The organism is Hansschlegelia beijingensis, assembly GCF_014196425.1.
GTDB lineage: Bacteria > Pseudomonadota > Alphaproteobacteria > Rhizobiales > Methylopilaceae > Methylopila > Methylopila beijingensis.
Window position 1 is genome coordinate 339,751 of record NZ_JACIDR010000003.1, and the last position, 24,290, is coordinate 364,040.

20 protein-coding genes, 1 tRNA gene and 1 riboswitch are annotated in these 24,290 nt (G+C 70.1%); of the genes, 16 read left to right on the forward strand and 5 right to left on the reverse strand.

Going from position 1 to position 24,290, the window contains the following annotated elements; genetic code table 11:
- Nucleotide 1: 1 nt before the first annotated feature.
- The 3 genes from thiS to GGR24_RS11660 form a co-directional block, all read right to left on the reverse strand.
- Nucleotides 2–199, reverse strand: a complete 198-nt coding sequence (gene thiS / locus GGR24_RS11650; RefSeq protein ID WP_183395524.1) for a sulfur carrier protein ThiS — start codon at nucleotides 197–199, stop codon at nucleotides 2–4.
- Nucleotides 168–1,169: a glycine oxidase ThiO gene (thiO, locus tag GGR24_RS11655; RefSeq protein ID WP_183395525.1), complete on the reverse strand. Its 1,002-nt coding sequence runs from the start codon at nucleotides 1,167–1,169 to the stop codon at nucleotides 168–170. The genes thiS and thiO overlap by 32 nt, the downstream gene beginning before the upstream one ends.
- A 68-nt stretch (nucleotides 1,170–1,237) precedes the next feature.
- Nucleotides 1,238–1,340: riboswitch (TPP riboswitch) on the reverse strand.
- Nucleotides 1,341–1,384: 44 nt separating this feature from the next.
- Nucleotides 1,385–1,885 (reverse strand): hypothetical protein, encoded by a 501-nt coding sequence (locus GGR24_RS11660; RefSeq protein WP_183395526.1) that lies wholly within the window; start codon nucleotides 1,883–1,885, stop codon nucleotides 1,385–1,387.
- A 331-nt stretch (nucleotides 1,886–2,216) separates the two neighbouring features.
- Here GGR24_RS11660 and GGR24_RS11665 point away from each other — a divergent pair, with 331 nt between their 5' ends.
- Nucleotides 2,217–3,980, forward strand: coding sequence for an acetolactate synthase 3 large subunit (locus GGR24_RS11665; RefSeq protein WP_183395527.1), 1,764 nt, complete (start codon nucleotides 2,217–2,219; stop codon nucleotides 3,978–3,980).
- Between the two features lie 140 nt (nucleotides 3,981–4,120).
- On the forward strand, nucleotides 4,121–4,672 hold the full coding sequence (gene ilvN / locus GGR24_RS11670; protein ID WP_183395528.1) for an acetolactate synthase small subunit: 552 nt from the start codon (nucleotides 4,121–4,123) through the stop codon (nucleotides 4,670–4,672).
- Nucleotides 4,673–4,712: 40 nt separating this feature from the next.
- Here the strand turns inward: ilvN and GGR24_RS11675 are convergent, their stop codons facing one another.
- The gene (locus GGR24_RS11675) at nucleotides 4,713–6,185 is read right to left on the reverse strand and encodes a Dyp-type peroxidase (protein ID WP_343066249.1); all 1,473 of its coding nucleotides are present in this window, start codon (nucleotides 6,183–6,185) and stop codon (nucleotides 4,713–4,715) included.
- A 251-nt stretch (nucleotides 6,186–6,436) separates the two neighbouring features.
- Here GGR24_RS11675 and ilvC point away from each other — a divergent pair, with 251 nt between their 5' ends.
- The 13 genes from ilvC to GGR24_RS11740 all read left to right on the forward strand — a co-directional run bounded on the left by ilvC (nucleotide 6,437) and on the right by GGR24_RS11740 (nucleotide 20,316).
- Complete coding sequence (ilvC, locus tag GGR24_RS11680) at nucleotides 6,437–7,456, forward strand: ketol-acid reductoisomerase (RefSeq protein WP_183395529.1); 1,020 nt, start codon at nucleotides 6,437–6,439, stop codon at nucleotides 7,454–7,456.
- A 157-nt stretch (nucleotides 7,457–7,613) separates the two neighbouring features.
- On the forward strand, nucleotides 7,614–9,557 hold the full coding sequence (locus tag GGR24_RS11685) for a putative bifunctional diguanylate cyclase/phosphodiesterase (protein WP_183395530.1): 1,944 nt from the start codon (nucleotides 7,614–7,616) through the stop codon (nucleotides 9,555–9,557).
- A gap of 71 nt (nucleotides 9,558–9,628) precedes the next feature.
- Nucleotides 9,629–10,477, forward strand: coding sequence for a pyridoxal kinase PdxY (gene pdxY / locus GGR24_RS11690; protein ID WP_183395531.1), 849 nt, complete (start codon nucleotides 9,629–9,631; stop codon nucleotides 10,475–10,477).
- A gap of 72 nt (nucleotides 10,478–10,549) precedes the next feature.
- Entirely contained in the window at nucleotides 10,550–11,761 is a 1,212-nt protein-coding gene (locus GGR24_RS11695; protein ID WP_183395532.1) for a glycosyltransferase family 87 protein, read from the forward strand.
- Entirely contained in the window at nucleotides 11,758–12,462 is a 705-nt protein-coding gene (locus GGR24_RS11700) for an NUDIX hydrolase (protein WP_183395533.1), read from the forward strand. The genes GGR24_RS11695 and GGR24_RS11700 overlap by 4 nt, the downstream gene beginning before the upstream one ends.
- A gap of 294 nt (nucleotides 12,463–12,756) precedes the next feature.
- Entirely contained in the window at nucleotides 12,757–14,307 is a 1,551-nt protein-coding gene (locus GGR24_RS11705) for a 2-isopropylmalate synthase (RefSeq protein WP_183395534.1), read from the forward strand.
- Nucleotides 14,308–14,415: 108 nt separating this feature from the next.
- Nucleotides 14,416–15,690 (forward strand): YbfB/YjiJ family MFS transporter, encoded by a 1,275-nt coding sequence (locus GGR24_RS11710; protein WP_183395535.1) that lies wholly within the window; start codon nucleotides 14,416–14,418, stop codon nucleotides 15,688–15,690.
- Nucleotides 15,691–15,814: 124 nt separating this feature from the next.
- Nucleotides 15,815–16,759 (forward strand): tripartite tricarboxylate transporter substrate binding protein BugD, encoded by a 945-nt coding sequence (locus GGR24_RS11715; RefSeq protein ID WP_183395689.1) that lies wholly within the window; start codon nucleotides 15,815–15,817, stop codon nucleotides 16,757–16,759.
- Between the two features lie 32 nt (nucleotides 16,760–16,791).
- Entirely contained in the window at nucleotides 16,792–17,259 is a 468-nt protein-coding gene (locus tag GGR24_RS11720; protein WP_183395536.1) for a tripartite tricarboxylate transporter TctB family protein, read from the forward strand.
- A gap of 12 nt (nucleotides 17,260–17,271) precedes the next feature.
- Nucleotides 17,272–18,777: a tripartite tricarboxylate transporter permease gene (locus tag GGR24_RS11725; RefSeq protein WP_183395537.1), complete on the forward strand. Its 1,506-nt coding sequence runs from the start codon at nucleotides 17,272–17,274 to the stop codon at nucleotides 18,775–18,777.
- Nucleotides 18,778–18,847: 70 nt separating this feature from the next.
- Nucleotides 18,848–18,923: transfer RNA gene (locus GGR24_RS11730), tRNA-Lys, on the forward strand.
- Nucleotides 18,924–19,204: 281 nt separating this feature from the next.
- On the forward strand, nucleotides 19,205–19,738 hold the full coding sequence (locus tag GGR24_RS11735; protein ID WP_183395538.1) for a GNAT family N-acetyltransferase: 534 nt from the start codon (nucleotides 19,205–19,207) through the stop codon (nucleotides 19,736–19,738).
- 239 nt (nucleotides 19,739–19,977) lie between these two features.
- Nucleotides 19,978–20,316 carry a hypothetical protein gene (locus GGR24_RS11740; RefSeq protein ID WP_183395539.1) on the forward strand — a complete coding sequence of 113 codons (339 nt, stop codon included), beginning with the start codon at nucleotides 19,978–19,980 and terminating at the stop codon, nucleotides 20,314–20,316.
- A gap of 98 nt (nucleotides 20,317–20,414) precedes the next feature.
- Here the strand turns inward: GGR24_RS11740 and GGR24_RS11745 are convergent, their stop codons facing one another.
- Complete coding sequence (locus tag GGR24_RS11745) at nucleotides 20,415–20,561, reverse strand: hypothetical protein (protein ID WP_183395540.1); 147 nt, start codon at nucleotides 20,559–20,561, stop codon at nucleotides 20,415–20,417.
- A 167-nt stretch (nucleotides 20,562–20,728) separates the two neighbouring features.
- On the opposite strand from GGR24_RS11745, the gene GGR24_RS11750 reads away from it, so the two are divergent.
- Entirely contained in the window at nucleotides 20,729–24,277 is a 3,549-nt protein-coding gene (locus tag GGR24_RS11750) for an ATP-binding protein (RefSeq protein WP_183395541.1), read from the forward strand.
- Nucleotides 24,278–24,290 lie beyond the last annotated feature (13 nt).

The following is a 24,290-nucleotide window of genomic DNA, read 5'->3' on the forward strand; positions in this document are numbered from 1 at the left end:
GTCAGCCTCCTTGCCGCGGCGCGACGATCTCGATGCGGTCGCCTTCGGACAGCGACCGGGCGGCCCGGCTCGCCGCAGGCACGAAGGCGCCGTTCACGGCCGTCGCCACGACGGCGTCGCCGTAGTCGAGCGCGGCGAGCGCGCCCGCAAGGGTCTCGGCCTCCACCTCAAGCGGTGAGCCGTTCACGATCAGCTTCATCGTGGGTCTCCGATTGCGTCATCACGGCCTCGGCGGCCTGCCGGGCCATCGCGGGCGACAGCAGGAAGCCGTGGCGGTAGAGGCCGTTGATGGAGAATACGCGGCCTCGCCGCGTGACGCGGGGCAGATTGTCCGGGAAGGCGGGGCGCACGTCGGCGCGGGCCTCGACGATCTCGGCCTCGCCGAACGCCGGATGCAGCGCATAGGCGCCGTTGATCAGCTCGACCGCCGAGCGCGCCGTGACGCGGCCGCGCGCGGCGCTCTCGATCATCGTCGCGCCCACCATGAACAGCCCGTCGGCGCGCGGCACGATATAAAGCGGGATGCGGGGGTGCAGCAGCCGCACCGGGCGGCTGAGCGTGATCTCCTGGGTGCGCAACAGCAGCATCTCGCCGCGCACGCCGCGCAGGTCCGGGGTCTCGCCGCGGGCCGCGAAGCCCCGGCAGTCGAGCACCGCGTCGCCGGGCGCGGCTTCCGGATCGGCCTCGACCCCGAAGCGGATCGTCACGCCGACCTCCATCGCGCGGGCTGCGAGCGCCGCGAGCGCACGCCGCGGATCGAGATGCGCCTCCTCGCGGAAGAACAGCCCGCGGTCGAACCGGCCGGCGAGGTCGGGCTCCAGCCCGGCCATCGCGTCGCCGTCGATCCAGTCGAAGCGCTCGGTGCGCGCGGCGAAGCGGGTGAGCTCGGCGGCGTCGCGCCGCGGCGCGACCACCAGCGTGCCGTTGGGCGTCACGCCGTCTATATGGCGCGGCCACCAGTCGAGGGCCTGCTGCCCGAGTTCGGCCACGACCGGCTCGGCGCTTTCGCGCTCGCACCACGGCGCCAGCATGCCGCCGGCGGCCCAGGAGCAGGCGCGCTCGCCGATCTCCGCGCCGCGCTCCAGGATCTCGACCTTCGCGCCGCGCCCGGCGAGCTCGATCGCGGCCGTGAGGCCGGCGACACCGGCGCCGATGATGGTGACGCGCATGACAACACTCTCCCTCGGCTCGAGCCTCGGACGCGGGGCAGGATGGCGAAGGGAAGCGGCGGCGCGGACGCCGTTACGAGCCCCGTTCCTTCGCCGGCATGACCCGGATCAGGTTCAAAGGGTTCGGCTCGCGCCGTCTCAGCCCGTTGCCGGGCGCCCCTCGGACTGACGGGACAGTGGGGAGCGCGCCCGCGCGTGTCAACCGAAGCGGGCGTTCAGGGCGCCCAGCGGCAGGCCTCGGCGATCCTTCGGCGGATCTCGGCGAAGCCGGTCATGTCGAAGACCGTCTCGTGGCTCTCGCCCCTGCCGTCCCGCACCGCGAAGCGGAGCCTGCCCGGATCGGGCAGCGAGCGGAGCAGGGCGTCGGCGGGCTCGGGCGCGAACACCGCCTTGCCGTTGGAGGAGACGTCCCAGCGCATGGGGGTCTGGGCTCCCGGCGCGCCTTCGACCCGCGCGAGGACCTCGAGCGTTCGGCCGGACAGGCCCCAGCCGCCGGACGTGCCGACGAAGAACTCCGTGCGTCCGCCGAGGCAGCGGGCGACCGCATAGGACGGGTCGTTGAAAGAGGCGCCGGGCGCGGAGGCGAGCGCCGTGACCATCCCGCCGCCATTGCTGTCGGGCTCCGAATTGTAGGTCCAGGCGCCGGAGCGACCGCTCTCCGCCTGCGCGGCGGCGGAGGCAAGCGCAATTGAGAAGGCGGTTGCGAGCATCCTCATCGTCGACCCTCCCGGACGATCCCGATGCTAAACGCTGGCGAGGCCGATCGGAGGCCTCGTCCGCGCCCGAATTTCTTCTGCCGGTCGCGCCTTGACTGGCGGGAGCCTCGCGCGTAGGTTCCGCGCGCAATTCAAGCCAGAGGAAGCGACGGCGTGCCGCGCAAGCTCATTCTCGTAAGACAGGCGTCATCGACGGTGCGGGCCGCATAAGGTTCGCGCTCAACGTCCGATGACGCCAAGCAAGGGCTCCCCAGCGGGCCCTTTTTTGTTGCCCGGCGTCACGTCGCGTCGGGTCGGAGCAGGGTCTGACAAGGCGAAAGGAACCGCCACAATGACCGAGACGATGACCGGCGCGGAAATGGTGGTCCGCGCGCTCGCCGATCAGGGCGTCCAGCACATCTTCGGCTATCCGGGCGGGGCGGTGCTTCCGATCTATGACGCCCTGTTCCAGCAGAACTCGATCGAGCACGTCCTGGTCCGCCATGAGCAGGGCGCGACCCACATGGCCGAGGGCTACGCCCGCTCGACCGGCAAATGCGGCGTGGTGCTGGTCACCTCGGGCCCCGGCGCGACCAACGCGGTCACCGGCCTCACCGACGCGCTGATGGACTCCATCCCGATGGTCTGCATCACCGGCCAGGTGCCGACGCATCTGATCGGCTCGGACGCGTTCCAGGAATGCGACACGGTCGGCATCACGCGGCCCTGCACCAAGCACAACTACCTGGTGAAGGACGTCAACGAGCTCGCCCAGGTCCTGCACGAGGCGTTCTACGTCGCGACCAGCGGGCGTCCCGGGCCGGTCGTGGTCGACATCCCGAAGGACATCCAGTTCGCGAGCGGAACCTATGTGGGCCGCGAGAACGTCTCCCACAAAACCTACCATCCCAAGGTCAAGGGCGACGCCGACCGGATCCGCGCGGCGGTCGAACTGCTGGCGACGGCGAAGAAGCCGATCTTCTACACCGGCGGCGGCGTCATCAACTCCGGCCCCGAGGCGACGCGCCTGCTGCGCGAGTTCGCGCGGCTGACGGGCGCGCCCGTGACCTCGACCCTGATGGGCCTCGGCGCCTTCCCGGCGTCCGACAAGCAGTGGCTCGGCATGCTCGGCATGCACGGCACCTACGAGGCCAACCACGCGATGCATGACTGCGACGTCATGCTGTGCGTCGGCGCGCGCTTCGACGACCGCATCACCGGCCGGCTCGACGCCTTCTCGCCGAACTCGAAGAAGATCCACATCGACATCGACCCGGCGCAGATCAACAAGAACGTCAAGGTGCAGGTCGGGATCGTCGGCGACGTCGCCCATGTGCTCGACGACATGCTGCGCGTGTGGAAGGCCTCGAAGGTCCAGATCGACCCCGAGGGGCTGCAGTCGTGGTGGGCCGAGATCGACCGCTGGCGGGCGAAGAACTGCCTCGCCTACCGGCCGTCGCCCGACACCATCAAGCCGCAGCAGGCGGTCGAGCGTCTCTATGAGCTGACCAAGGGCCCCGACACCTACATCACGACCGAAGTCGGCCAGCACCAGATGTGGGCGGCCCAGTACTACAAGTTCGAGGAGCCGAACCGCTGGATGACCTCCGGCGGCCTCGGAACCATGGGCTACGGCATGCCGGCCGCGGTCGGCGTGCAGATCGCCCATCCGGAGGCGCTCGTCATCGACATCGCGGGCGAAGCCTCGATCCAGATGTGCATCCAGGAGCTCTCGACGGCGATCCAGTACAAGCTGCCGATCAAGATCTTCATCCTGAACAACGAATACATGGGGATGGTGCGGCAGTGGCAGCAGCTGCTGCACGGCAGCCGCTACTCGAACTCCTACTCGGAGGCGCTGCCGGACTTCGTGAAGCTCGCCGAGGCCTATGGGGCGACCGGCCTGCGTTGCGAGAGGCCGGACGACCTCGACGCCACCATCCGGGCGATGGTGGAGACGCCGGGACCCGTCGTGGTCGACTGCGTCGTCGACAAGATGGAGAACGTCACGCCGATGATCCCGTCGGGCCGCGCGCATAACGACATGCTGCTCGGCGACGCCAGCGAAGACCGGATCGAGAACGCGATCTCCGACGAAGGCAAGATGCTGGTCTAGGAGACGTCATCCCGGCCGAAGCGCGAGCGGAGCGCCGGGATCGTACTCCGATAGAGCGCCTCTTTACTGCACGCGATCCCGGCTCGGCGGCTCGCCGCCGTCCGGGATGACGCCCCACACCCGTTCCGGAACCCTTCACCATGCGTCAGCCGACCGGCTCAGCCTATTTCATGGACGACCCGCACAAGCAGATCGCGCGGCATACGCTGGCGATCCTGGTCGACAACGAGCCGGGCGTGCTGGCGCGCGTCATCGGGCTGTTCTCGGGGCGCGGCTACAACATCGACAGCCTGACCGTCTCCGAGGTCAGCCATGAGAGCCACCTGTCGCGCATCACGGTGGTGACCACCGGTCCCGCCGACGTGGTGGAGCAGATCAAGTCGCAGCTCGACCGGCTGGTGCCGGTGCATTCGGTGGTGGACCTCACGCTCACCGGCAAGGCGCTGGAGCGCGAGCTCATGCTGATCAAGGTGCGCGGCAAGGGCGACCAGCGCGCCGAGGCGCTGCGGCTCGCCGAAGCCTTCCGGGCGCGGGTGATCGACGCCACCACCGAGAGCTTCATCTTCGAGATCACCGGCAAGCCGGACAAGCTCGACCAGTTCATCGTGCTGATGACGCCGCTCGGCCTCGTCGAGGTCTCCCGCACCGGCGTCGCCGCGATCGCCCGCGGCCCCGAGGGGATGGTCGGCTGAGGGCGGCCGCCGGAGCGGGCCGCCCGCCGCGGGCGCGGCCCTAAAGCGTCGTCAGGAAGCTTTTCGACGGCGCGAAGAAGTACTCGCCGCCCTTGAGATGAACACAGAGCGCGAAATCCATCTGGCCGGCGTTCGGCGCGCCATAGCCGTCGGGCCAGTCCGTCTGGCCCGGCCCGTTGACGCCCTGGCCGATGACCGGATCGAGCCCCGCGCTGGGGTCGACGAAGCCGCCATTGTTCACCCAGGCCGCCTGCGTGAACTCGAACTGGCTCGCGATGTCCGCCATGTGGGCCATGAACAGCAGGCCGACGCCGCCCGACGGACGGTCCCGGAACGCCTTGGTCGCCGGGTCCTGGTCGCGCAGCCCGTAGGTGATGCCGCGCCGCGCCATGATGTGCGAGCGCTCCTCGTCGAGCGTCGCGCCGAGCCGGAGGCTGTCGCCGCGCGGGTTGCTTTTCCGGATGTGCGCGCGGAACGGGCAGAGAGCGCCCTGGGGGTCGCCGCTGAAGTCGAAATTGTTGATCGCCTTGGCGGCGGGCGGGCTGCCCTTGGCGGGCACGTGAGGCGCCGCGAACGGCGTGCCGTCCTCATAGCGGCCGACCACCATCGCCCCGGCGCGCTCGCGCTCGTCCTCCAGCGGATCGCCCGGGACGGGCAATCCGAGCACGTCCGCGAGGCTGCCGGGGCTCGTCTCGGATTCCTGGTCCTTGAAGCGCCTGACGTCCTGCTCGAGCTTCCGAAAGACGAAATAGCTGCCGCAGCTCACTCCCTCATGGGCGCCGCCGGGGTCGGGCGTCAGCGCCTGGTCGAGCTTGAACTGCGGGTCCCAGATCCAGTCGAAACCGCCGCCCGGCTTCGGCGGGACGCCGTCCTTGTGCGCGTCGGCGACGACGTCCTGGGTCAGCATCAGCGGCTGGCTGCGCCCGTCCATGTAGCCGAAATGTTCGATGCCCTCTCCGTCGGCGTTGAGATAGGCGAAGCCGATCTCGCGTCCGACGACCTTGATGCCGCCGAAGGACAGCAGGGTCTCCCAGCGCTCGGCCTCCTCCTTGACCACATCGTCGTCGTCGGCCGCGATCAGCAGCATGCCGTGGATCCGGCTCGGCTCCTGGAAGCAGTCGTCGAAGGTCGCCGGGTCGGGGTCGTCCAGCCGCGCGCGCCGGGCGGTCATGCCGGCGAGGAACGCCGCGTCGTCCGGCTTCTTGGCCGCGGCCGCGGGGCCGAGCGCGTCGTATCCGGCGGCGGTCAGGTAGAAGGACAGGAAGCGCCCGCCGGAGCGGCGGGACTTGGAGAAGGCCTTGGCGTCGCGGAGCTGGTCGAGCGCCGACTGGGCCTGGCGTCCGATGCTGCGCAGGATCGGCCGGACCTCGGCGTCGCCCTTGCTTCCGAAGTTCAGGAACAGATGCGCCGTGTGGTGGCGGCCGTGCCCCTTGAGGATGTTGCCCTGGGAGGTCCTCCAGCATGGCGCGGTCGTCGCCCCGCGCCTGCTCCCAGTCCAGCGTCTTTCCCAGATTCACCGCCATCCGTCGCCCCTGTTGCTGGACGCCTCTCCGCGACGACCCTACGGCCCGCCGCCGCGGCGTGAACGACAGGCTCCGGCACAATCAGAGGTTGGTCAAGATAAGCAGAACAACCTATGCGGCGTGTCCCGGCGGCGCGTCGCAGATCCCTTCCGCGAAGGCCGCGCTTCATTTCGCGCGTCCGGTGCGCTAGACGCCCCGCACGCATCGCTTCAACGCACGTCAAGAACCCAAGGAACCCGCCATGCGCGTCTACTACGATCGCGACGCCGATCTGAACCTCATCAAGGGCAAGTCCGTCGCCGTGATCGGCTATGGCAGCCAGGGCCACGCCCACGCGCTCAACATGCGCGACAGCGGCGTGAAGGACGTGATCATCGGCCTGCGCGAAGGCTCGGCGACCGCCAAGAAGGCCGAGGCCGAGGGCTTCCGGGTGATGTCGCCGGCCGAGGCGGCCAAGTCCGCCGACGTGGTGATGCTGCTCACGCCGGACGAGCTGCAGGCCGACATCTACAAGGAGAGCCTGGAGCCGAACCTCAAGGAAGGCGCGGCGCTGATGTTCGCGCACGGCCTCGCGGTGCACTTCAACCTGATCGAGCCGCGCAAGGATCTCGACGTGCTGCTGGTCGCCCCCAAGGGTCCGGGCCACACCGTGCGCGGCGAGTACCAGAAGGGCGGCGGCGTGCCGTGCCTGATCGCGATCGCGCAGGACGCCTCCGGCAACGCGCATGACATCGGCCTGTCCTACGCCTCGGCGATCGGCGGCGGCCGCGCCGGCGTGATCGAGACCACCTTCCGCGAGGAGTGCGAGACGGACCTGTTCGGCGAGCAGGCGGTGCTCTGCGGCGGTCTGGTCGAGCTGATCCGCGCGGGCTTCGAGACGCTGGTGGAAGCCGGCTACGCCCCCGAGATGGCCTATTTCGAGTGCCTGCACGAGGTGAAGCTGATCGTCGACCTCATCTATGAGGGCGGCATCGCCAACATGAACTACTCGATCTCGAACACGGCCGAGTACGGCGAGTACGTCACCGGCCCGCGCATCATCACGCCCGAGACCAAGGCCGAGATGAAGCGCGTTCTGGCCGACATCCAGGGCGGCGTCTTCACGCGCAACTGGATGCTCGAGAACAAGGTCAACCAGACCTCCTTCAAGGCCACCCGCGCCAAGGCCAACGCGCATCAGATCGAGGAGGTCGGCGCCCGGCTCCGCGAGATGATGCCGTGGATCAAGGCCAAGGCGCTGGTCGACAAGTCGAAGAACTGAGCTGATCTGTCGAGGCTGAGCCTCGTCTGACCGCCCCGGCCGGCCTTCATCCGAAGGCCGGCCGTTTTATTTTGCGGGCCGGGCGTCAGTCGGCAAAACGTTCTTTTAAGGCGCGCGTGTTCAGCTTCGCGCCCTCAAGCGCCCCCGGAACGTCCCAATGCCTGCGCGCGGAACAGTCCCTGATAAGCGGGTCAGCAGCCCGGCGCTGCTGCGGGCGCAGGTCGCCGCCTTCTCGAAGCAGGTTCCGGTTCTCTACCTGCTGCTCAGCGTCAACGCGCTCGCGCTCGCCTACACGTTCTGGGACGCCGCGCCTCTGTGGCTCGTCGCGGCGCCGTCGCCGCTGCTCGCGCTGAGCGCGGCCCGGATCGTCGTATGGGTCAGGCGCCGCAACGCCGCGCCCGGCTCCGCCGAGGCGGAGCGGCTGCTGCGGACGACCGTGCTGCTCGGCCCGGCGATCGGGATGGCCATGCTGGTGTGGGCGCTCGAGCTGCACCAGTACGGCTCCACCGCCCAGCAGACCCATGTGACGGTGTTCGTCGGGCTCACCGTGGTGAGCTGCATCTTCTGCCTGATGCATGTGCGGACCGCCGCGCTCGGGATCACGAGCTCGGTCGCGATCCCCTACAGCGTGACGCTGATCTTCTCCCGGGACCCGGTCCTGATGGCGATCGGCGCCAACATGGCGTTGGTCTCGCTGGTGATGATCTACATCCTGTTCGTCTACTCGAGCGAATTCGAGCAGATGATCCAGGCCCAGGCCGAGACCCAGCGCCTGAGCGACGACAATCACAGGCTGGCGAATATTGACGGCCTCACCGGGCTGCCGAACCGCCGGCAGTTCTTCACGCGGCTGTCCGAGCTGCTTTCGTCCGCCGAAGGCGAGCAGCGGCGTTTCTGGGTCGGCCTGCTCGACCTCGACGGCTTCAAGCCGGTCAACGATCTCTACGGCCATCTGGTGGGCGACCAGGTCCTGGTCGAGACCGGCGCGCGGCTGCAGGAGATCGCCCAGCACGGCGCCTTCATCTGCCGGCTGGGCGGCGACGAGTTCGGCGTGATCCTCGACGGCGGCCACAGCCATGAGGAGGTCGAGCGGTTCGGACAGCGCGTCTGCGAGGCGCTGCTGGCGCCGTTCTCGACGCTCGACGTGCTGGCCAAGATCTCCGGCACGATCGGCTTCGCGGCGAGCGACCAGGGGGAAGGCCAGGCCAAGCTGCTCTATGAACGCGCCGACTACGCGCTGTACCACGCCAAGCAGAACGAGCGCGGCCGCGCGATCATGTTCTCGCGGGAGCACGAAACCGCGATCCGCCGTCTGAGCGTCCTCGAGCAAAGCCTGCGCAACGCCGACATCGAGACCGAGATGTCGCTCGTGTTCCAGCCGATGGTCGACGTCGCCACCGGTCGGATCACGACCTTCGAGGCGCTTGCCCGCTGGGACTCGCCGGAGCTCGGGCCCGTCTCGCCGGCCGATTTCGTGCCGATCGCCGAGCGCACCGACCTGATCACGCGGCTGACCCAGACCCTCCTGCAGAAGGCGCTCGCGGAAGCGCGGCGCTGGCCGGCGGACATCCGCATCTCCTTCAACCTCTCGGCGCGCGACCTGTCGCCCGAGGCGATCCTGAAGACCATCGAGAAGGTCCGCGCGAGCGGGCTCGACGCCAGCCGCATCGTGTTCGAGATCACCGAGACGGCCGCGATGCGGGACATCGCGCTCGCAGAGATCTCGCTGGGCGCGCTTCGCGCGCTCGGGGCCCGGGTGGCGCTCGACGATTTCGGCGCCGGCTATTCGAGTCTGAGCTATGTCCGCCGCCTGCCGCTGGACAGGATCAAGGTCGACCGCGGTTTCATCGTCGACATCGAGCACGACGGCGTGGCGCGCGACATCCTCAAGACGATCATCGACCTGTCGCGCAACCTCAAGATCGACTGCGTCGTCGAAGGCGTCGAGACGGAGGCGCAGAAGCGCACCATCGGGCTGCTCGGCTGCACCACGATGCAGGGCTATCTGTTCAGCAAGCCGATGACGGCGGGCGAGATCCCGGACTTCCTCGCCGGCGTCGAGGCGGACAGGCGGACGAGGCTCACGGTCGCCCTGGCGTGACGCTGGGTCCGTCTCGACGGGACGCCGGGCCGGATCGTACAAGGGCGCCGATCCGCGTTTGAGGGGCGGCGATGAACATCCTGTCGATCCAGAGCCATGTCGCCTACGGCCATGTCGGCAACGCCTCCGCGGTGTTCCCGATGCAGCGGCTCGGGCACGAGGTCTGGCCGATCAACACGGTGCAGTTCTCCAACCACACCGGCTATGGGGCGTGGCGCGGGCCGGTGTTTCCGGCGGATGCGATCCGCGACGTGCTGACCGGGGTCGAGGAGCGGGGCGTGCTGCCGGGCTGCGACGGCGCGCTCTCCGGCTATATGGGCGACGCCGCCATCGGCGACGCGATCCTCGATGCGGTCGCGCGGGTCAAGGCGGCCAACGCGCGGGCGCTTTATTGCTGCGATCCGGTGATCGGCGACGTCGGCCGCGGCGTGTTCGTGCGGCCCGGCATCCCGGAGTTCATGCGCGACCGCGCCATCCCGGCGGCGGACGTCGCGACGCCGAACCAGTTCGAGCTCGAGTTCCTCACCGGCCGGACGATCCGCGACCTCGAAGGCGCCAAGGCGGCGGCGCAGGCGCTGCGCAGCGCCGGACCCGCCGCCGTCCTGGTCACGAGCCTTCAGACGTCCGAGACCCCAGAGGGCGCGATCGAGCTGCTGGCGGTGGACGGGGAGGGCGCCTTCCGCCTGCGGACGCCGCTGCTGCCGATCTCGGTCAACGGCGCAGGGGACGCGATCGCGGCCCTGTTCTTCGTCCATCTGCTCACGACCCGCTCGGCCGCCGAGGCGCTCGCGCGAGCGGGCTCCTCGATCTACGGCGTGCTCAAGGCGACCGCCGACGCCGGGTCGCGCGAATTGCTGACGGTGGCGGCGCAGGAGGAGTTCGTGCGCCCGAGCACGATGTTCGCCCCCGTGGCGGTCTGAGGGCCGCGCGAAGCCGAAGCTTAACGATGCCGGGTCCAGCATAGGGCCGAGCTCCCGCCTTCGGATCCCGCCATGTCGACCGACAGTCCTGCGCCGGCGCAGTTTTGGCGGCGGCCCATCTTCCGGGCCCTGGCGCTCAGCGCCGTGATCTGCGCCGTAGGCTTCCTGCTGATGGGGCGCGGGTCGCTCGCGCCGGAGAGCCTTCCGCTCGACGCCGCCGGCTATGCTGTCGGGCGGGACTTCGTGAACGTCTGGAACGGCGCGCGCCTTGCGCTCGCGGGCGAAGCCGCGATCCTGTTCGATCGCGACGCCTATCAGGCGAGCCTCGCCGCAGCCTTCGGGCCCAGCTTCCCGGATCACAACTGGTCCTATCCGCCGCACGCGCTGCTGCTGTTCGCGGCGTTCGGCGCGCTGCCTTACCTCGCCGCTCTGGCGCTCTGGCTCGTCCTGACCGGAGCGGCGTTCCTGGCGGCGGTCGCGGCGCTGGCGCCCTCCGGACGCCGCCGGCTGTGCTGCCTGCTCGCCGCGATCTCGCCCGCCAGCGTCGTGGACGTCGCCTTCGGGCAGAACGGGCATCTGACCGGCGCGCTCACGCTGGGCGCGCTGGCGGCGCTGGAACGTCGGCCATGGCTCGCAGGCGTGCTGATCGGGCTGCTGACGATCAAGCCGCATCTGGGACTTCTGCTGCCCTTCGCGCTTGTGGCGATCGGGGCCTGGCGGACGATCCTCTGGGCGGCCGGAACCACGGTCGCTCTGGTCGGGCTCAGCGTCGCCGCGTTCGGGCTCGAGCCCTGGCGGCTCTATCTCGGCGTCACCACCGGCGTGCAGGGCGAGATCCTCACGCAGGGCGTCGGCGGCTTCGTGACCATGATGCCGACCGTGTACCAGGCCGCCAAGGCGCTCGTGGGCCCCGCGGCCGCCTGGCCGCTGCAGGCGGCCGCGACGATCGTGGCGGCCCCGCTCACGGTCCTGGCGTTCCGGCGCACGAGCGATCCCGTCGCCCGCGCGCTGTTGCTGACCTCCGGGACGCTGCTCGCGCTGCCATATGCGTTCAACTACGACATGACGGCGCTCGCGGGCGCGATCGTCGTGTGGGCGGCGACGCGGGCGCCGGCTTCCGGCTGGCTGCTGCTTGCGTGGATCGCGCCGATCGTGATCATGCCGCTCGCGCTGGCCGGCGCGCCGCTCGGGCCTGGGGCGCTCGTCGCGGCGCTTGTCGTGGCGGCGCGGGGGGCGGTCCGCGACCCCGCCGGACGACCAGCCGGGGAGGCGTCCTTCGCATGAGCGTTGAAGTCGTCGACGTAGCCGCCTTCGACGGAAGGGTTCTTCCGGGCGAGCTCGCCATCGGGGAGGGCGAGCGCGCCGAGGCGCAGCGCTACTGGGCGGCGCGCGTCGCCGAGAACCCGCGGCTGTTCGACGGGCGCGTGCTGCTCGCCGAGTCCGTCGACCTTTCCTCAGGCCGGCTCGAAGCCCGCTTCCGCGAGGCGCCGTACTCCACCTTCCTGTGGCTGCGCGCGGGCGGCGCGCCCGGCCGTCAACTCGGCAACGTGTTCTCCGCTGCGGCGGTCGTGACCTCGGACGGCGCGGTGCTGCTCGGCCGCATGGCGCCGCACACCGCGACCGCCGGCCAGATGTACTTTCCGGCCGGCACGCCCGACCTCGAGGACATCGCGGGCGACGTGGTCGACCTCGAAGGTTCGCTTGCGCGGGAGCTCATGGAGGAGACGGGCCTCGGGGCGCCGCTGGTGCGGCCGACCGACGAGCGCTTCGTCGTGGTCGACGGCTTCCTCTACGCCTGCATCCGCCGCTTCGACACGGATCTCGACGCGGCGGCGCTCGCGCGGGTGGTCGAGCGGAACCTCGCCGCCGAGGAGGAGCCGGAGCTCGATCGGGCGGTCCTGGTCCGCTCGGCGCAAGACCTCACCGCCATGTCGCCGGTCTATGTCCACGCCGCCATCGCGCATCTGCTGAAGGACGCGCGCTAAAGCGCGTTGATCGCGGGGCTCCGGAGGCGTAGATGTGGGCGCGCGCCGCATTCTTCGGCGCGCTTTCTTGCGGGACCTTCATGCGCGCGAGCGGCGACGTCTTCGCGGACCGGACGGCGGCCTTCAGGGCCGGCGCGGGCGCGCGCGCGCGTGGTCTTCGTCTCCTCCTGCTTAGCCGCCCCTGAGGGCCGGCCGGGCTTTCGCCTGGGCGCTCAGGGGACGGGACGCCACGCAGAGACGAGACCGCACGCCCCGCACGCGATGCCGGGGCTGTCCGACGGAAGGACTTACGACATGACCGCTTCCACCGACCGCGTCGTGATTTTCGACACGACGCTGCGTGACGGCGAGCAATGCCCCGGCGCGACCATGACCTTCGAGGAGAAGCTCCAGGTCGCGAGCCTGCTCGACAAGATGGGCGTCGACGTCATCGAAGCCGGCTTCCCGATCGCCTCCAACGGCGACTTCGAGGCCGTCTCCGAGATCGCCCGCCGCGCCGACAACGCCATCATCGCCGGCCTCGCCCGCGCGATCCCGGGCGACATCGCCCGCTGCGGCGAGGCGGTGCGCCACGCCCGGCGGCCGCGCATCCACACCTTCGTATCGACCTCGCCGATCCACCTCGCGCACCAGATGCGCAAGACGGAGGAGCAGGTGCTGGAGATCATCGCCGCCACCGTCGCGCAGGCGCGCAATCTGGTCGACGACGTGGAGTGGTCGGCCATGGACGCCACCCGCACCAGCCATGAGTATCTGGCGCGGGCGGTCGAGGCGGCGATCAAGGCGGGCGCCACCACCATCAACCTGCCGGACACGGTGGGCTACGCCACGCCGGACGAGTACCGCGCCATGTTCGTCGCCATGCGCGAGCGCGTGCCGGGCGCGGACAAGGTGACGTTCTCCACGCACTGCCATGACGACCTCGGGCTGGCGGTTGCGAACTCGCTGGCCGGCCTCGCCGGCGGCGCGCGCCAGATCGAGTGCACCATCAACGGCATCGGCGAACGCGCCGGCAACGCCGCGCTCGAGGAGATCGTGATGGCGATCCGGACGCGCGGCGACGTGCTGCCCTACGAGACCGGCGTCGAGTCCACGATGCTGACCCGGATCTCGCGTCTGGTGTCGGCCGCGACCTCGTTCCCGGTGCAGTACAACAAGGCGATCATCGGCAAGAACGCCTTCGCGCATGAGAGCGGCATCCACCAGGACGGGATGCTGAAGCACAACGAGACCTACGAGATCATGACGCCGGCCTCGGTCGGCGTGACCAAGACCTCGCTGGTGATGGGCAAGCATTCCGGCCGGGCGGCCTTCAAGGACAAGCTGAAGGCGCTGGGCTACGAGCTCGGCGACAACCAGCTGCAGGACGCGTTCACGCGCTTCAAGGAGCTCGCCGACCGCAAGAAGCATGTCTACGACGAGGACATCGAGGCGCTGGTCGACAACCAGATCGCCTCGAGCCACGACCGCATCAAGGTGCTGTCGCTGACCGTGATCGCCGGCACGATGGGGCCGCAGTCCGCCACGCTGACGCTCGACATCGACGGCGTGCACACCACCGTGCAGGCGGTCGGCAACGGCCCGGTCGACGCGATCTTCAACGCGATCCGCCGCGTCGTGCCGCACGAGGCCACCCTGTCGCTCTACCAGGTGCACGCGGTGACCGAGGGCACCGACGCGCAGGCGGAGGTGTCGGTGCGGCTGGAGGAAGGCGACAAGTCGGTGACGGCGCGCGGCGCCGACCCGGACACGCTGGTGGCCTCCGCGCGCGCCTATGTGGCGGCGCTCAACAAACTCTCGGTGAAGCGCGGCCAGATCAACGCGCAGGCCGCGATCAGCGCCTGAGACCGGCGGCCGGCCTCGCGCCGGCCGTCCGCCCTTGCGGAACCGCCGGGCGGGCTTGCGCCGGCGGCGCTGGTCAGCGCTCGGCCGATCCGTCATCAAACCTGCGTTATGTCGAGATCAGCCGCGCCCGAGTCGCCGTCCCCGGAATCCGCCCTGCGCGGACCGCTGCTCGCCGTCCTGGCGATCGCCATGGCCCCCGCGGTGGGGCTCGGCATAGCGCGCTTCGCCTATGCGCTCGTGCTCCCCGACATGCAGGCCGACTTCGGCTGGAGTTACGCCGAAGCCGGCCTTCCTAACGGACTGAACGCGTTCGGCTATTTCGTCGGAGCGGCGGCGGCTGGCTGGGCCGCGGGCCGGATCGGCAGCTTTCGGCTGGTCGTGCTCGGCGCCGTCGTGGCGGCCCTGACCACGGCGCTCAGCGCCGCGGTCGGGGGCAGCGTTTCGCTGTCCGTCCTGCGCTTCGTGGCGGGCCTCGCCGGCGCCTTCGCGCTGGTCGGCGGCGGGACGGTCGCGATCGCGATCTCCGAACGCGCCGGCGCGCGCGCCTCGCTCGTGGTCTCGCTGCTCTACGCGGGGCCGCCGGTCGGCATCATCGTGTCCTCCGCGGTCGCGCCGCTCGCGCTCGCGGGCGGCGAGCCATGGTCCTGGCGGGTGGCGTGGCTGGCGCTCGGGCTCGCCTCGGCGCTGCTGCTGATCCCGCTCGCGGCGCCTTCGGTGCGCAGGGCCGAGGGCGACGATTCCCGCGCCGCCGGCCGGCCGGCGCCGCTGCGGCCGATGGCTTGGATCCTCGCCGCCTACGGCGTCTTCGGGGCGGGCTACATCACCTACATGACCTTCATGATCGCCTTCCTGCGCGAAGGCGGCGCGGCCACCGTCGAGGAGGCGGAGTTCTGGTGCGTGGTCGGCCTTGCGGGGCTGGCGTCGCCCTGGCTCTGGGCGCGGCCGTTCGCGCGCCTGAAGGGCGGCTGGGGCATGGGCCTCGCCACGGTGGTGACGGGGCTCGGGGCAGTCGCGCCGCTGTTCCTGGAGGGCTTCGCGGCCGACCTCCTGTCAGGCGTGATCTTCGGCCTCGGCATGTTCGCCGTCACGGCCGCCACCACGATGTTCGTCAGACGCAATCTGCCTCAGGCGACCTGGGCCTCGGGCGTCGCCGCCATGACGGTCTCGTTCAGCCTTGGCCAGACGGTCGGGCCGATCGTCACCGGCCTGTTCACGGACTGGTTCGGCGGCCTGACCGGCGGGCTCGGTTTCGGCGCCGGACTGCTCGCGCTGGCGGCGGCGTTGGCCTTCACGCAGCGCGAACTCTCCGTGATCGAGGTTGCGCCGGAGCCGTCATTGGCTAATGATCCCGCCGCGGGACGGAGGTTTGGCCGGTCCGCGTAACGGGTTGGGCGCCCCCAAGAAGCGTCGCCCGCGAAGAGGCGACGGGGAAAGCTCCGCCGCCCCAATTGGCATTGGGGAGCTTCACGTGAAGAACGCGCGTATCGTTGCGGTGGTCGCCGCGCTCATGGCCGCGGCCGGTTTTTCCGGCGGCGCCGCGGCGGAGGATTACCCGACCCGCCCGATCAGCATGGTCGTCCCGTTCGCGGCCGGCGGCCCGACCGACACCGTCGCCCGCTTGGTCGCCGAGTCGATGAGCCGGGACCTCGGCCAGCAGATCCTGGTCGAGAACGTCGGCGGCGCCGGCGGCACGCTCGGCGCGTCCCGCGTGGCGAAGTCCGATCCCGACGGCTACACCCTGCTGCTGCACCACATCGGCATGGCGACCAGCGCCGTGCTCTACCGCAAGCTTCCTTACGACACCCTTAACGCCTTCGAATATGTCGGCCTCGTCACCGAGGTGCCGATGACCATCGTCGCGCGCTCCGACTTCGAGCCGGCCGACCTCAAGGGCCTGATCGACTACGTCAAGACGAACAAGGACAAGGTCACGCTGGCCAACGCCGGCGTCGGCGCGGCCTCGCATCTCTGCGGCATGCTGTTCATGAGCAAGATCGGCGAGCAGTTGACGACCGTTCCCTACAAGGGAACCGGCCCGGCGATGACCGATCTCGTGGGCAAGCAGGTCGACTTCATGTGCGACCAGACCACCAACACCACGAACCAGATCAAGGGCGGCAAGATCAAGGTCTACGCCACCACGACCAAGGACCGCGTCGCCTCGCTGCCGGACGTGCCCACCGCCGCGGAGGCGGGGCTGCAGGACTTCGAAGTCGGCATCTGGCACGGCGTCTACGCCCCGAAGGGCACCCCGCCGGAGATCACCGCCAAGCTCTCGGCCGCGCTGCAGAAGGCGCTGAAGGACCCGCTCGTCGTCAAGCGCTTCGCCGATCTCGGCACCGCTCCGTCGACCGAGGCCGAAGCGACCCCGGAGGGCCTCAAGACCAAGCTGACCTCCGAGATCGAGCGTTGGCGTCCGGTGATCACCGCGGCGGGCGTTTACGCCGACTGACCCCGGCCTAGAACTCGAGCTGGCGAGGGGCCATGCAAATCGACACCCGCGAGCTCGCCTGCGGGGGGCTGTTCGTCGCCTTCGCGGCGGCTTTCGCCTACGGAACCGTCGACCTGCCCCTCGGCAGCGCGCTGCGGATGGGTCCGGGCTATTTCCCGCTGATGTTGGCGATCATCCTGGGCGTGCTCGGGCTGGTCATCATCTTCAAGGGACTCGGCCGGGCGCCGTCGCCGATCGGCGGCGTGCCGTGGCGCGGCCTGCTGTTCATCCTGGCGGGGCCGATCGTTTTCGGCCTGACGGTGCGCGGGCTCGGCCTCGCGGCCGCCATCGCCCTGGTGGCGGCGATCGCGACGCTCGCGAGCGCCCGCGCCGGCATCCGGCTGATGCTGCTGCTGACGCTGAGCCTGACCGTCTTCTGCGTCATCGTGTTCAGCTACGGGCTCGGTCTTCCTTATGCGCTGGTCGGTCCGTGGCTCGCGCCCTTCCTTCCCGGCCGGTGAGCGAGAGCGCGGATGGACCTCCTTCAGAATCTCGCCATCGGCTTCAGCGCCTCGCTCGATCCGGTCAACCTGCTCTACTGCTTCCTCGGCGTGCTGCTCGGCACGCTGATCGGCGTGCTGCCCGGCATCGGTCCGACCGCGACCATCGCGATGCTGCTGCCGATCACCTTCGGCCTGAAGCCGGAAACCTCGCTGATCATGCTCGCCGGCATCTATTACGGCGCGCAGTATGGCGGCTCCACGACGGCGATCCTGATCAACCTGCCAGGCGAAAGCTCCTCGGCGGTCACGGCGATCGACGGTTACCAGATGGCGCGGCAGGGCCGGGCGGGACCCGCGCTCGCCATCGCCGCGCTCGGCTCGTTCTTCGCCGGCACGGTCGCGACCATGCTGGTGGCGGTGTTCGCGCTGCCGCTGACGGAGATGGCGCTTCAGTTCGGACCGGCCGAGTATTTCTCGCTCATCTTCCTCGGCCTGATCGCCTCGGTCGCGCTCGCGCACGGCTCGGTGCTCAAGGCGCTCGCGATGATCACGCTCGGCCTGCTGTTCGGTCTGGTCGGCACTGACGTCACGTCGGGCGCGCAGCGTTTCACGCTCGGCATCCCGGACATCTCCGACAAGCTCGAATTCGTCTCGGTCGCGATCGGCGTGTTCGGCCTCGCCGAGATTCTCAGGAACCTCGAGAACGAGAGCGATCGGCAGGTGGCGATCAAGAAGATCACCCATGTCTGGCCGACGCGCGACGACTTCCGGCAGATGGTCGGCCCCGTGCTGCGCGGCACCGGCCTCGGCTCCGCGCTCGGCATCCTGCCGGGCGGCGGCGCGATCCTGTCGTCCTTCGCGGCCTACACGGTCGAGAAGCGGATCTCGAAGACGCCGGAGGCCTTCGGCAAGGGCGCGATCGCAGGCGTCGCCGCGCCCGAAGCGGCCAACAACGCCGGCGCGCAGACCTCCTTCATCCCGATGCTGACGCTCGGCATCCCGGCCAACGCCGTGATGGCGCTGATGGTCGGCGCCATGATCATCCAGGGCATCCAGCCGGGGCCGAATGTCGCGATCGAGCAGCCGCAGCTGTTCTGGGGCGTCATCACCTCGATGTGGATCGGCAATCTGATGCTGGTGATGCTCAACCTGCCGCTCGTCGGGCTGTGGGTGCGGCTGCTGACGATTCCCTACACGGTCCTGTTCCCGGCGATTCTGGTGTTCTGCTCGATCGGCGTGTTCAGCGTGAACTCCAACGTGTTCGACCTCTACACGGTCGCCTTCTTCGGGCTCGTCGGCTACGTGCTGATCAAGCTCGGCTGCGAGCCGGCGCCGCTTCTGCTCGGCTTCGTGCTGGGGCCGATGCTGGAGGAGAATCTCCGCCGGGCGATGACGATCTCGCGAGGCGACTGGACGGTGTTCTTCACCCGGCCGCTCAGCGCGACCCTGCTGGTCATCGCTCTCCTGGTGCTGGTTCTGGTGTTCCTGCCCTCGATCCGGGCCAAACGCGAAGAGGTTTTCCAGGAAGAGGGCTGATCGCCCTAGACAGCCGGGGCGGCCTTTGTTACATCCCCGGCCGCGGCGCAACCGCAGGCCTTCGGGTCTCGGGCGCATAGCTCAGTTGGTAGAGCAGCTGACTCTTAATCAGCGGGTCCTAGGTTCGAGCCCTAGTGCGCCCACCACCTCCTTCTCTTGAGGTGGACCAGCGCCGCGTAACGGAACGTAGAAGCAGTTTCTAGACTGCTTTTACAGTTCCGGTTCTCTCTTCCCTCGCCGCCAGCTTCCGAATCGTACTCTCCGCGAGCCGGACGCTGCAGCGTCCGCTTCCGGACGACGCGTTCACCGCCGGAGAGCGGCAGGACGGCTTGCAGGCTCAAGCTCCCGACCGAGATTGGCGGCTGTGGCGGCGTCCGGCCGTGAGGCAAGGCTGCGCCGCGCTCCCGGATCAGAGGCTCACATCGGCATGACAGGCGAAACCGTGACCCTCGCGGAGGCTCATCCGGACGACATCCCGGCCTTCAAGAAGGAACTGCAGGACGCCTTTGCGCAGGCCGTGATCGACGAGTTCGGTTCTCTGCCGGACGGACCGATCCCCTCCGACCAGGTCCTCGACGCGGCGATCGCCGCGCCCGGCGCGGTGGTTCTGCGAATCCTGTCCGGCGGCCGCAAGGTCGGCGGCGCCGTGGTGACCCTCGACCGGGACACGAATCACAACGCGCTCGATCTGTTCTTCATCCGGACCGGAGAGCACAGCCGCGGCCTGGGCCTGAAAGCCTGGCTGGCGATCGAGCGCCGCTATCCGGAGACGGCCGTGTGGCGGACGCTCACGCCGTATTTCGAGAAGCGGAACATCCACTTCTACGTGAACAAGTGCGGGTTCAAGATCGTGGAGTTCTTCAACCCGCGCCATCGCGACCCGCACCAGCCGGAAGGCCCGGACGACCTGCCGGGAGACGGGGAAGCCTTCCAGTTCGAGAAGATCATGAGGCCGGCCTGACGCTGGGCCGTCCGCAGGTCAGGTCCGCCCGTCCGCTTCTCCTTTCCCGCCCGGGCCGCGACCTCGCGTTCGAGGGCGTCGGCTTCGGCCGACAACGGGCGGCCTCCCGCTTGAGAAGCCAGTCGATCGCGCTCTCGGAGCTCAAGCCGCCCCGGCCGGGGTGCGGCGAATCGGCCGGCTCGGGGAACAGGGCGGGAGGCGGGTTGTTTACGCGCCAACCCCCAAACGAGGAGCACGACATGAGAAAACTGATGATGGCGTCCGCCGCCGCGATTCTGCTGGCCGGACCGGCGCTCGCGCAATCCAGCGACACGAAGCGGCCCGAAGCGCCGTCAACCGTCGACAGCGGCTCCGCCGCGCCCAGCCAGAAGGACGGCAAGCGCACGCCGCCCAAGACCACCGGAGCGATGAACAAGACGGTCGGCGGGGTGGCCACGAGCCCGCAGGACGTCGCGGCTCAGCAGCAGGGCAAGAAGACCGCCGCGGAGGGCGGCGGCGACGTCCCGGGCGCCCAGCACCCGGACCGGAACCGCGGCCCCAAGACGACCGGCGCGGCGCCGGGCGCAGACTTCCGATGACGTCATGAAAGCGCTTGGCGCCGCCCGTTTCTCGCGGCGGCGCGGCGTTGACGCCGCGAACCGCCCAGGCGGCCTGGCCGCGCGGGCGGCCCCGGCCGTTAAAGAAGGCGCGTGGCGGCCAGCAGCAGGAGAACGGCGGCTCCGCCCGCGAACAGCAGGGTGACCGCCGTGTGGAAGCTGGCGTTCAGGGCGTCGCGCGCGTCGTTCGCGATTGCTTGGGCGCCCAGCTCCGTCAGCTTGTCCATGACGTCCTCCGTCCCGGAATGGCGCAGCATGAGGCGACCCTGTTCTGGCCGCAATAAGTGAAATCCCGGATGCGGCCACGGCCTGGCGGTAAGCTTATTCGAAGAGATCTTGCGCGCTGCGGTGCATAGCGGGCTAAGCTCAGCCGGTTGAGCCCGCAGGTGACCTGATGCCGCCGCGCCCGATCTCGCAGTCCCGCTACGCCTTCGGCGTCTGCGCAGTGGTGTCGGCGATCTGCGTGGTCGGCCTCAGCATGCTGGGGATCGTGCCGGACGCCCCTCCGGCGGCGCAGGGCGTCGACGCCCGCGAGCCTCTCGGGCTCGGCATGGGCGTCGCGGTCCTCGGCGCCGGGTGGAGCTGGCTGCTGATCCACGCGCGGGATCGCCGCCTGCGGATGGCCGGATACGCGCTGCTCGCGCTCATCGCGGCGTTCGCGGTCGCGGCGCTCGTGGCGCGCGGCCTGATGCAGGCGGACAAGTCGCCGACCGCTTCGCCGGGCGGGCTTGGCGCCGTGGAGGCGGCGCTGCGGGCCGCGAGCCCCGCCAGCTGCGTCACGCTTCTGTTCGCGGCGCTCGCGGTCGCGCTCACGCATGTCCGATCGACGCGCGCCCAGGAGCTGCGGCAGCTCGTCCGGCTGCTCGGCGTTTCGCTGCCGCTCTTCACGCTCGCGCTGTTCGTCTACGACCCCGCGGCCGTGGCGGCGATCCGCGGCTTCGGCGATGTTTCGCTCACGGAGACGATGGCGCTCGTCCTCCTGATGCTGGCCATCGCGTTCGACGGCCCGGCCTCGAGCCTGCGCTGGCAGATCGCCTATATCGGCGTCGTCGTGGTGGCCCCGCTGGCGGCCCTCACGGTGCATTTCGCGAGCGCGGAGCGGGAGCTCGCCCTGGCGCACGCCGCAAGCCGCTTGAGGGCCGCTGCGACCCTGGTCGGGGAGCGCCAGGACGCGGTGGTCGCCCAGACGCAGCAGCTGCTGGCCGTTCTCGGCCGCTCGGAGGCGGTCCGGACCAGCGCGCCATCCTGCGCGAGCCAGCTCGCCGAACATCTTCCGCTCAATCCCTGGGTGCGCGGACTCTTCACGGTGGATCGCGACGGCGCGATCACCTGCGGCAACCGGCCGGGGATCACCTCCGTGAGCCTCGCCGACCGGGACTATGTGCGCGCCGCCTTCGCGGACAAGCGGCTGACCGTGAGCGGGGTGTTCATCTCGCGCGGCGACGGCGAGCCCCGCATCGCGGTGGTCCTGCCGCTGGAGAGCGGGGGGCGGTTCGACCGGATTCTCGCCGCGACCGTCGATCTCGCGGCGATGAACGACACAGTCGAGAGGCCCGTCATGGAAGGCGCGAGCGGCGGCCGCCTGACCCTCGTCGACAGCCAGGGGGTGCTGATCGCCCGGTCCGGCGCGGCCGCGCGCGTCGCCGAACCCCTGGTCCAGGCGCCTTTCGTGCAGCGGGCGCTCGCCGGAGAGCGCGGACCGTTCGAGGCCGAGGATCTCGACGGCGAACGCTCGATGTTCGTCTCGCAGCCGACGCTCGCGGGGCAGGGGACGCTGATCGCCGCTATGCCGCGCGCAGAAGTCGTCGGACCCGTCGACCAGCGGCTGAACCGGAGGCTGCTGCTGATCGCGGTGATCCTCGCCGCGTCGCTCGCGCTCGGCGTCGCGGGCAGCGAGGCGCTCGTGCTGCGGCCGCTCAGGCGCCTGATCGCCTATGCGGGCCGGCTGGAGGCGGGCGACCTCGCGGCGCGGCCCGACACCGGCGCGCGCGGTGAGGTCGGCGCCCTTGGACGCGCGCTCGCGGTCTCCGCCGCCGCGATCCAGGATCGCGAGCGCCGGCTCGCCGCGACCGAGGCGCTGTTCCGGGGCTTCTTCGACCACTCTCCCGACGCGCAGGCCGTCGTGGCCGTCGAACCGGACGGCGCGTTCCGGATCGAGACCTGGAACGCCGCCGCCGCCGACCTGTCCGGAATTCCGGCGAGCCACGCCGTCGGCCGTTCTCCCCGGGAGACCTTCGGGGAGGCGCGCGGGGAGGCGATCGAGCGCGACCTTCGCCGCGCCATCGCGCTCGGCCGGGTCTCGATCGTGGAGCGCGAGGTCACCTCCTCGGGCGCGCCGGGCGTGTTCGAGATGGTGCAGGCCCCGCAGTTCGCGGCTGACGGGACCGTGCAGCGGATTTTCGTCAGCGCCCGCGACATCAGCGAGCGCAAGCGCGTGGAGCGGCTCAAGAACGAGTTCGTCTCGACCGTCAGCCATGAGCTTCGCACGCCGCTGACCTCGATCGCCGGCTCGCTCGGCCTGCTGGCGGGCGGCGCCGCCGGGACGCTCGGAGACAAGGCGCGACATCTGGTGGCGATCGCGCACTCCAACAGCCTCCGGCTGGTGCGGCTCATCAACGACATTCTCGACATCGAGAAGATCGAGGCCGGCCGCATGACCTTCGAGGTCCGCACGGTGCTCGTGCGCGAACTGATCGAGCAGGCCGTGGGGGGACTGAGCGGCTATGCGGAGGACCTCGGCGTGCGGGTCGAGGTGGCCGAGGGCGCCCGGGGCCTGATGGTGCGCGGCGACCCGGATCGGCTCACCCAGGTCGTCACGAACCTCGTCGGCAATGCGATCAAGTTCTCGCCGCGCGGGGAGACCGTGACGGTCGCTTCGGCGGCCGAGGGCGACATCGTGATGATCGCGGTGCGCGACCGGGGGCCCGGCATCCCGGAGTCGTTCCAGCCCCGCCTGTTCAGCAAGTTCGCCCAGGCGGACGGCTCGGACACCCGTCGGCTCGGCGGCACCGGCCTCGGTCTCGCGATCGCGCGCGAGATCGTCGAGCGGCATGCGGGGGCGATCTCGTTCCGGAGCACGCCCGGCGAAGGCTCAGAATTCGAGGTGCGGCTTCCGCGGCACGCCGAGCCGGAGACCTCCGTGGGCGGCAGGCCGGCGGAAAGCTTTCTCCGGCCGACGGTGCTGGTCTGCGAGGATGACCCGCTGGTCGCCACAATCCTGGTCGAGCAGATGCGCGACGCCGGCTTCGACGGCCTGGCGGTCGGGACCGTCCGCGCGGCGCTGGAGACGGTGAAAACCCAGAAGGTCGACGCGGCGCTGGTGGACCTCTGTCTGCCGGACGGGGACGGTCTGGGGCTGATCCAGGAGCTGCGCGCGACGCCCGCCGGGGCCCGCATCCCGGTCGTCGTCGTGTCCGCCGACGTGTCCTTCGGTCAGCGCGACATGCGGGCGGTCGGGCTCGACATCGCCGCATGGCTCCAGAAGCCGATCGACATGCGCCGGCTTTCAGGCCTGCTCCGTCGCCGTCTGAGGCCCTATGGGCTGCGGCCGCGCATTCTGCACGTGGAGGACGACGGCGATCTGGCGAAGGTCGTGTCGGCCGCCCTGAGCTCGCTGGCGGACGTAATCTCCGTCGCCGGGCTATCGGACGCGCGCCGAGAACTTGCGGGCGGACGATTCGATCTCGTGATCCTCGACGTCGCGCTCGAAGACGGCTCCGGCCTCGACCTGCTGCCCGAGCTTTCCGCCGCGCATCCGCACCGCATCCCGGCGCTGGTGTTCTCGGCGCAGGACATCGAGCCGGCTTCCGCGGTCGACGCCGAGGTCGCGATCACCAAGTCCCGGAGCTCGCTGCTGGCGCTGGTCGAGGAGGTGCGTCGGCTGACGGGTCCGCCCGGCAGCGACGCCGCTCCGCCCCGCGTCAGGATGGGGGCGGAGCCCTGAGAACGGTGTGAGG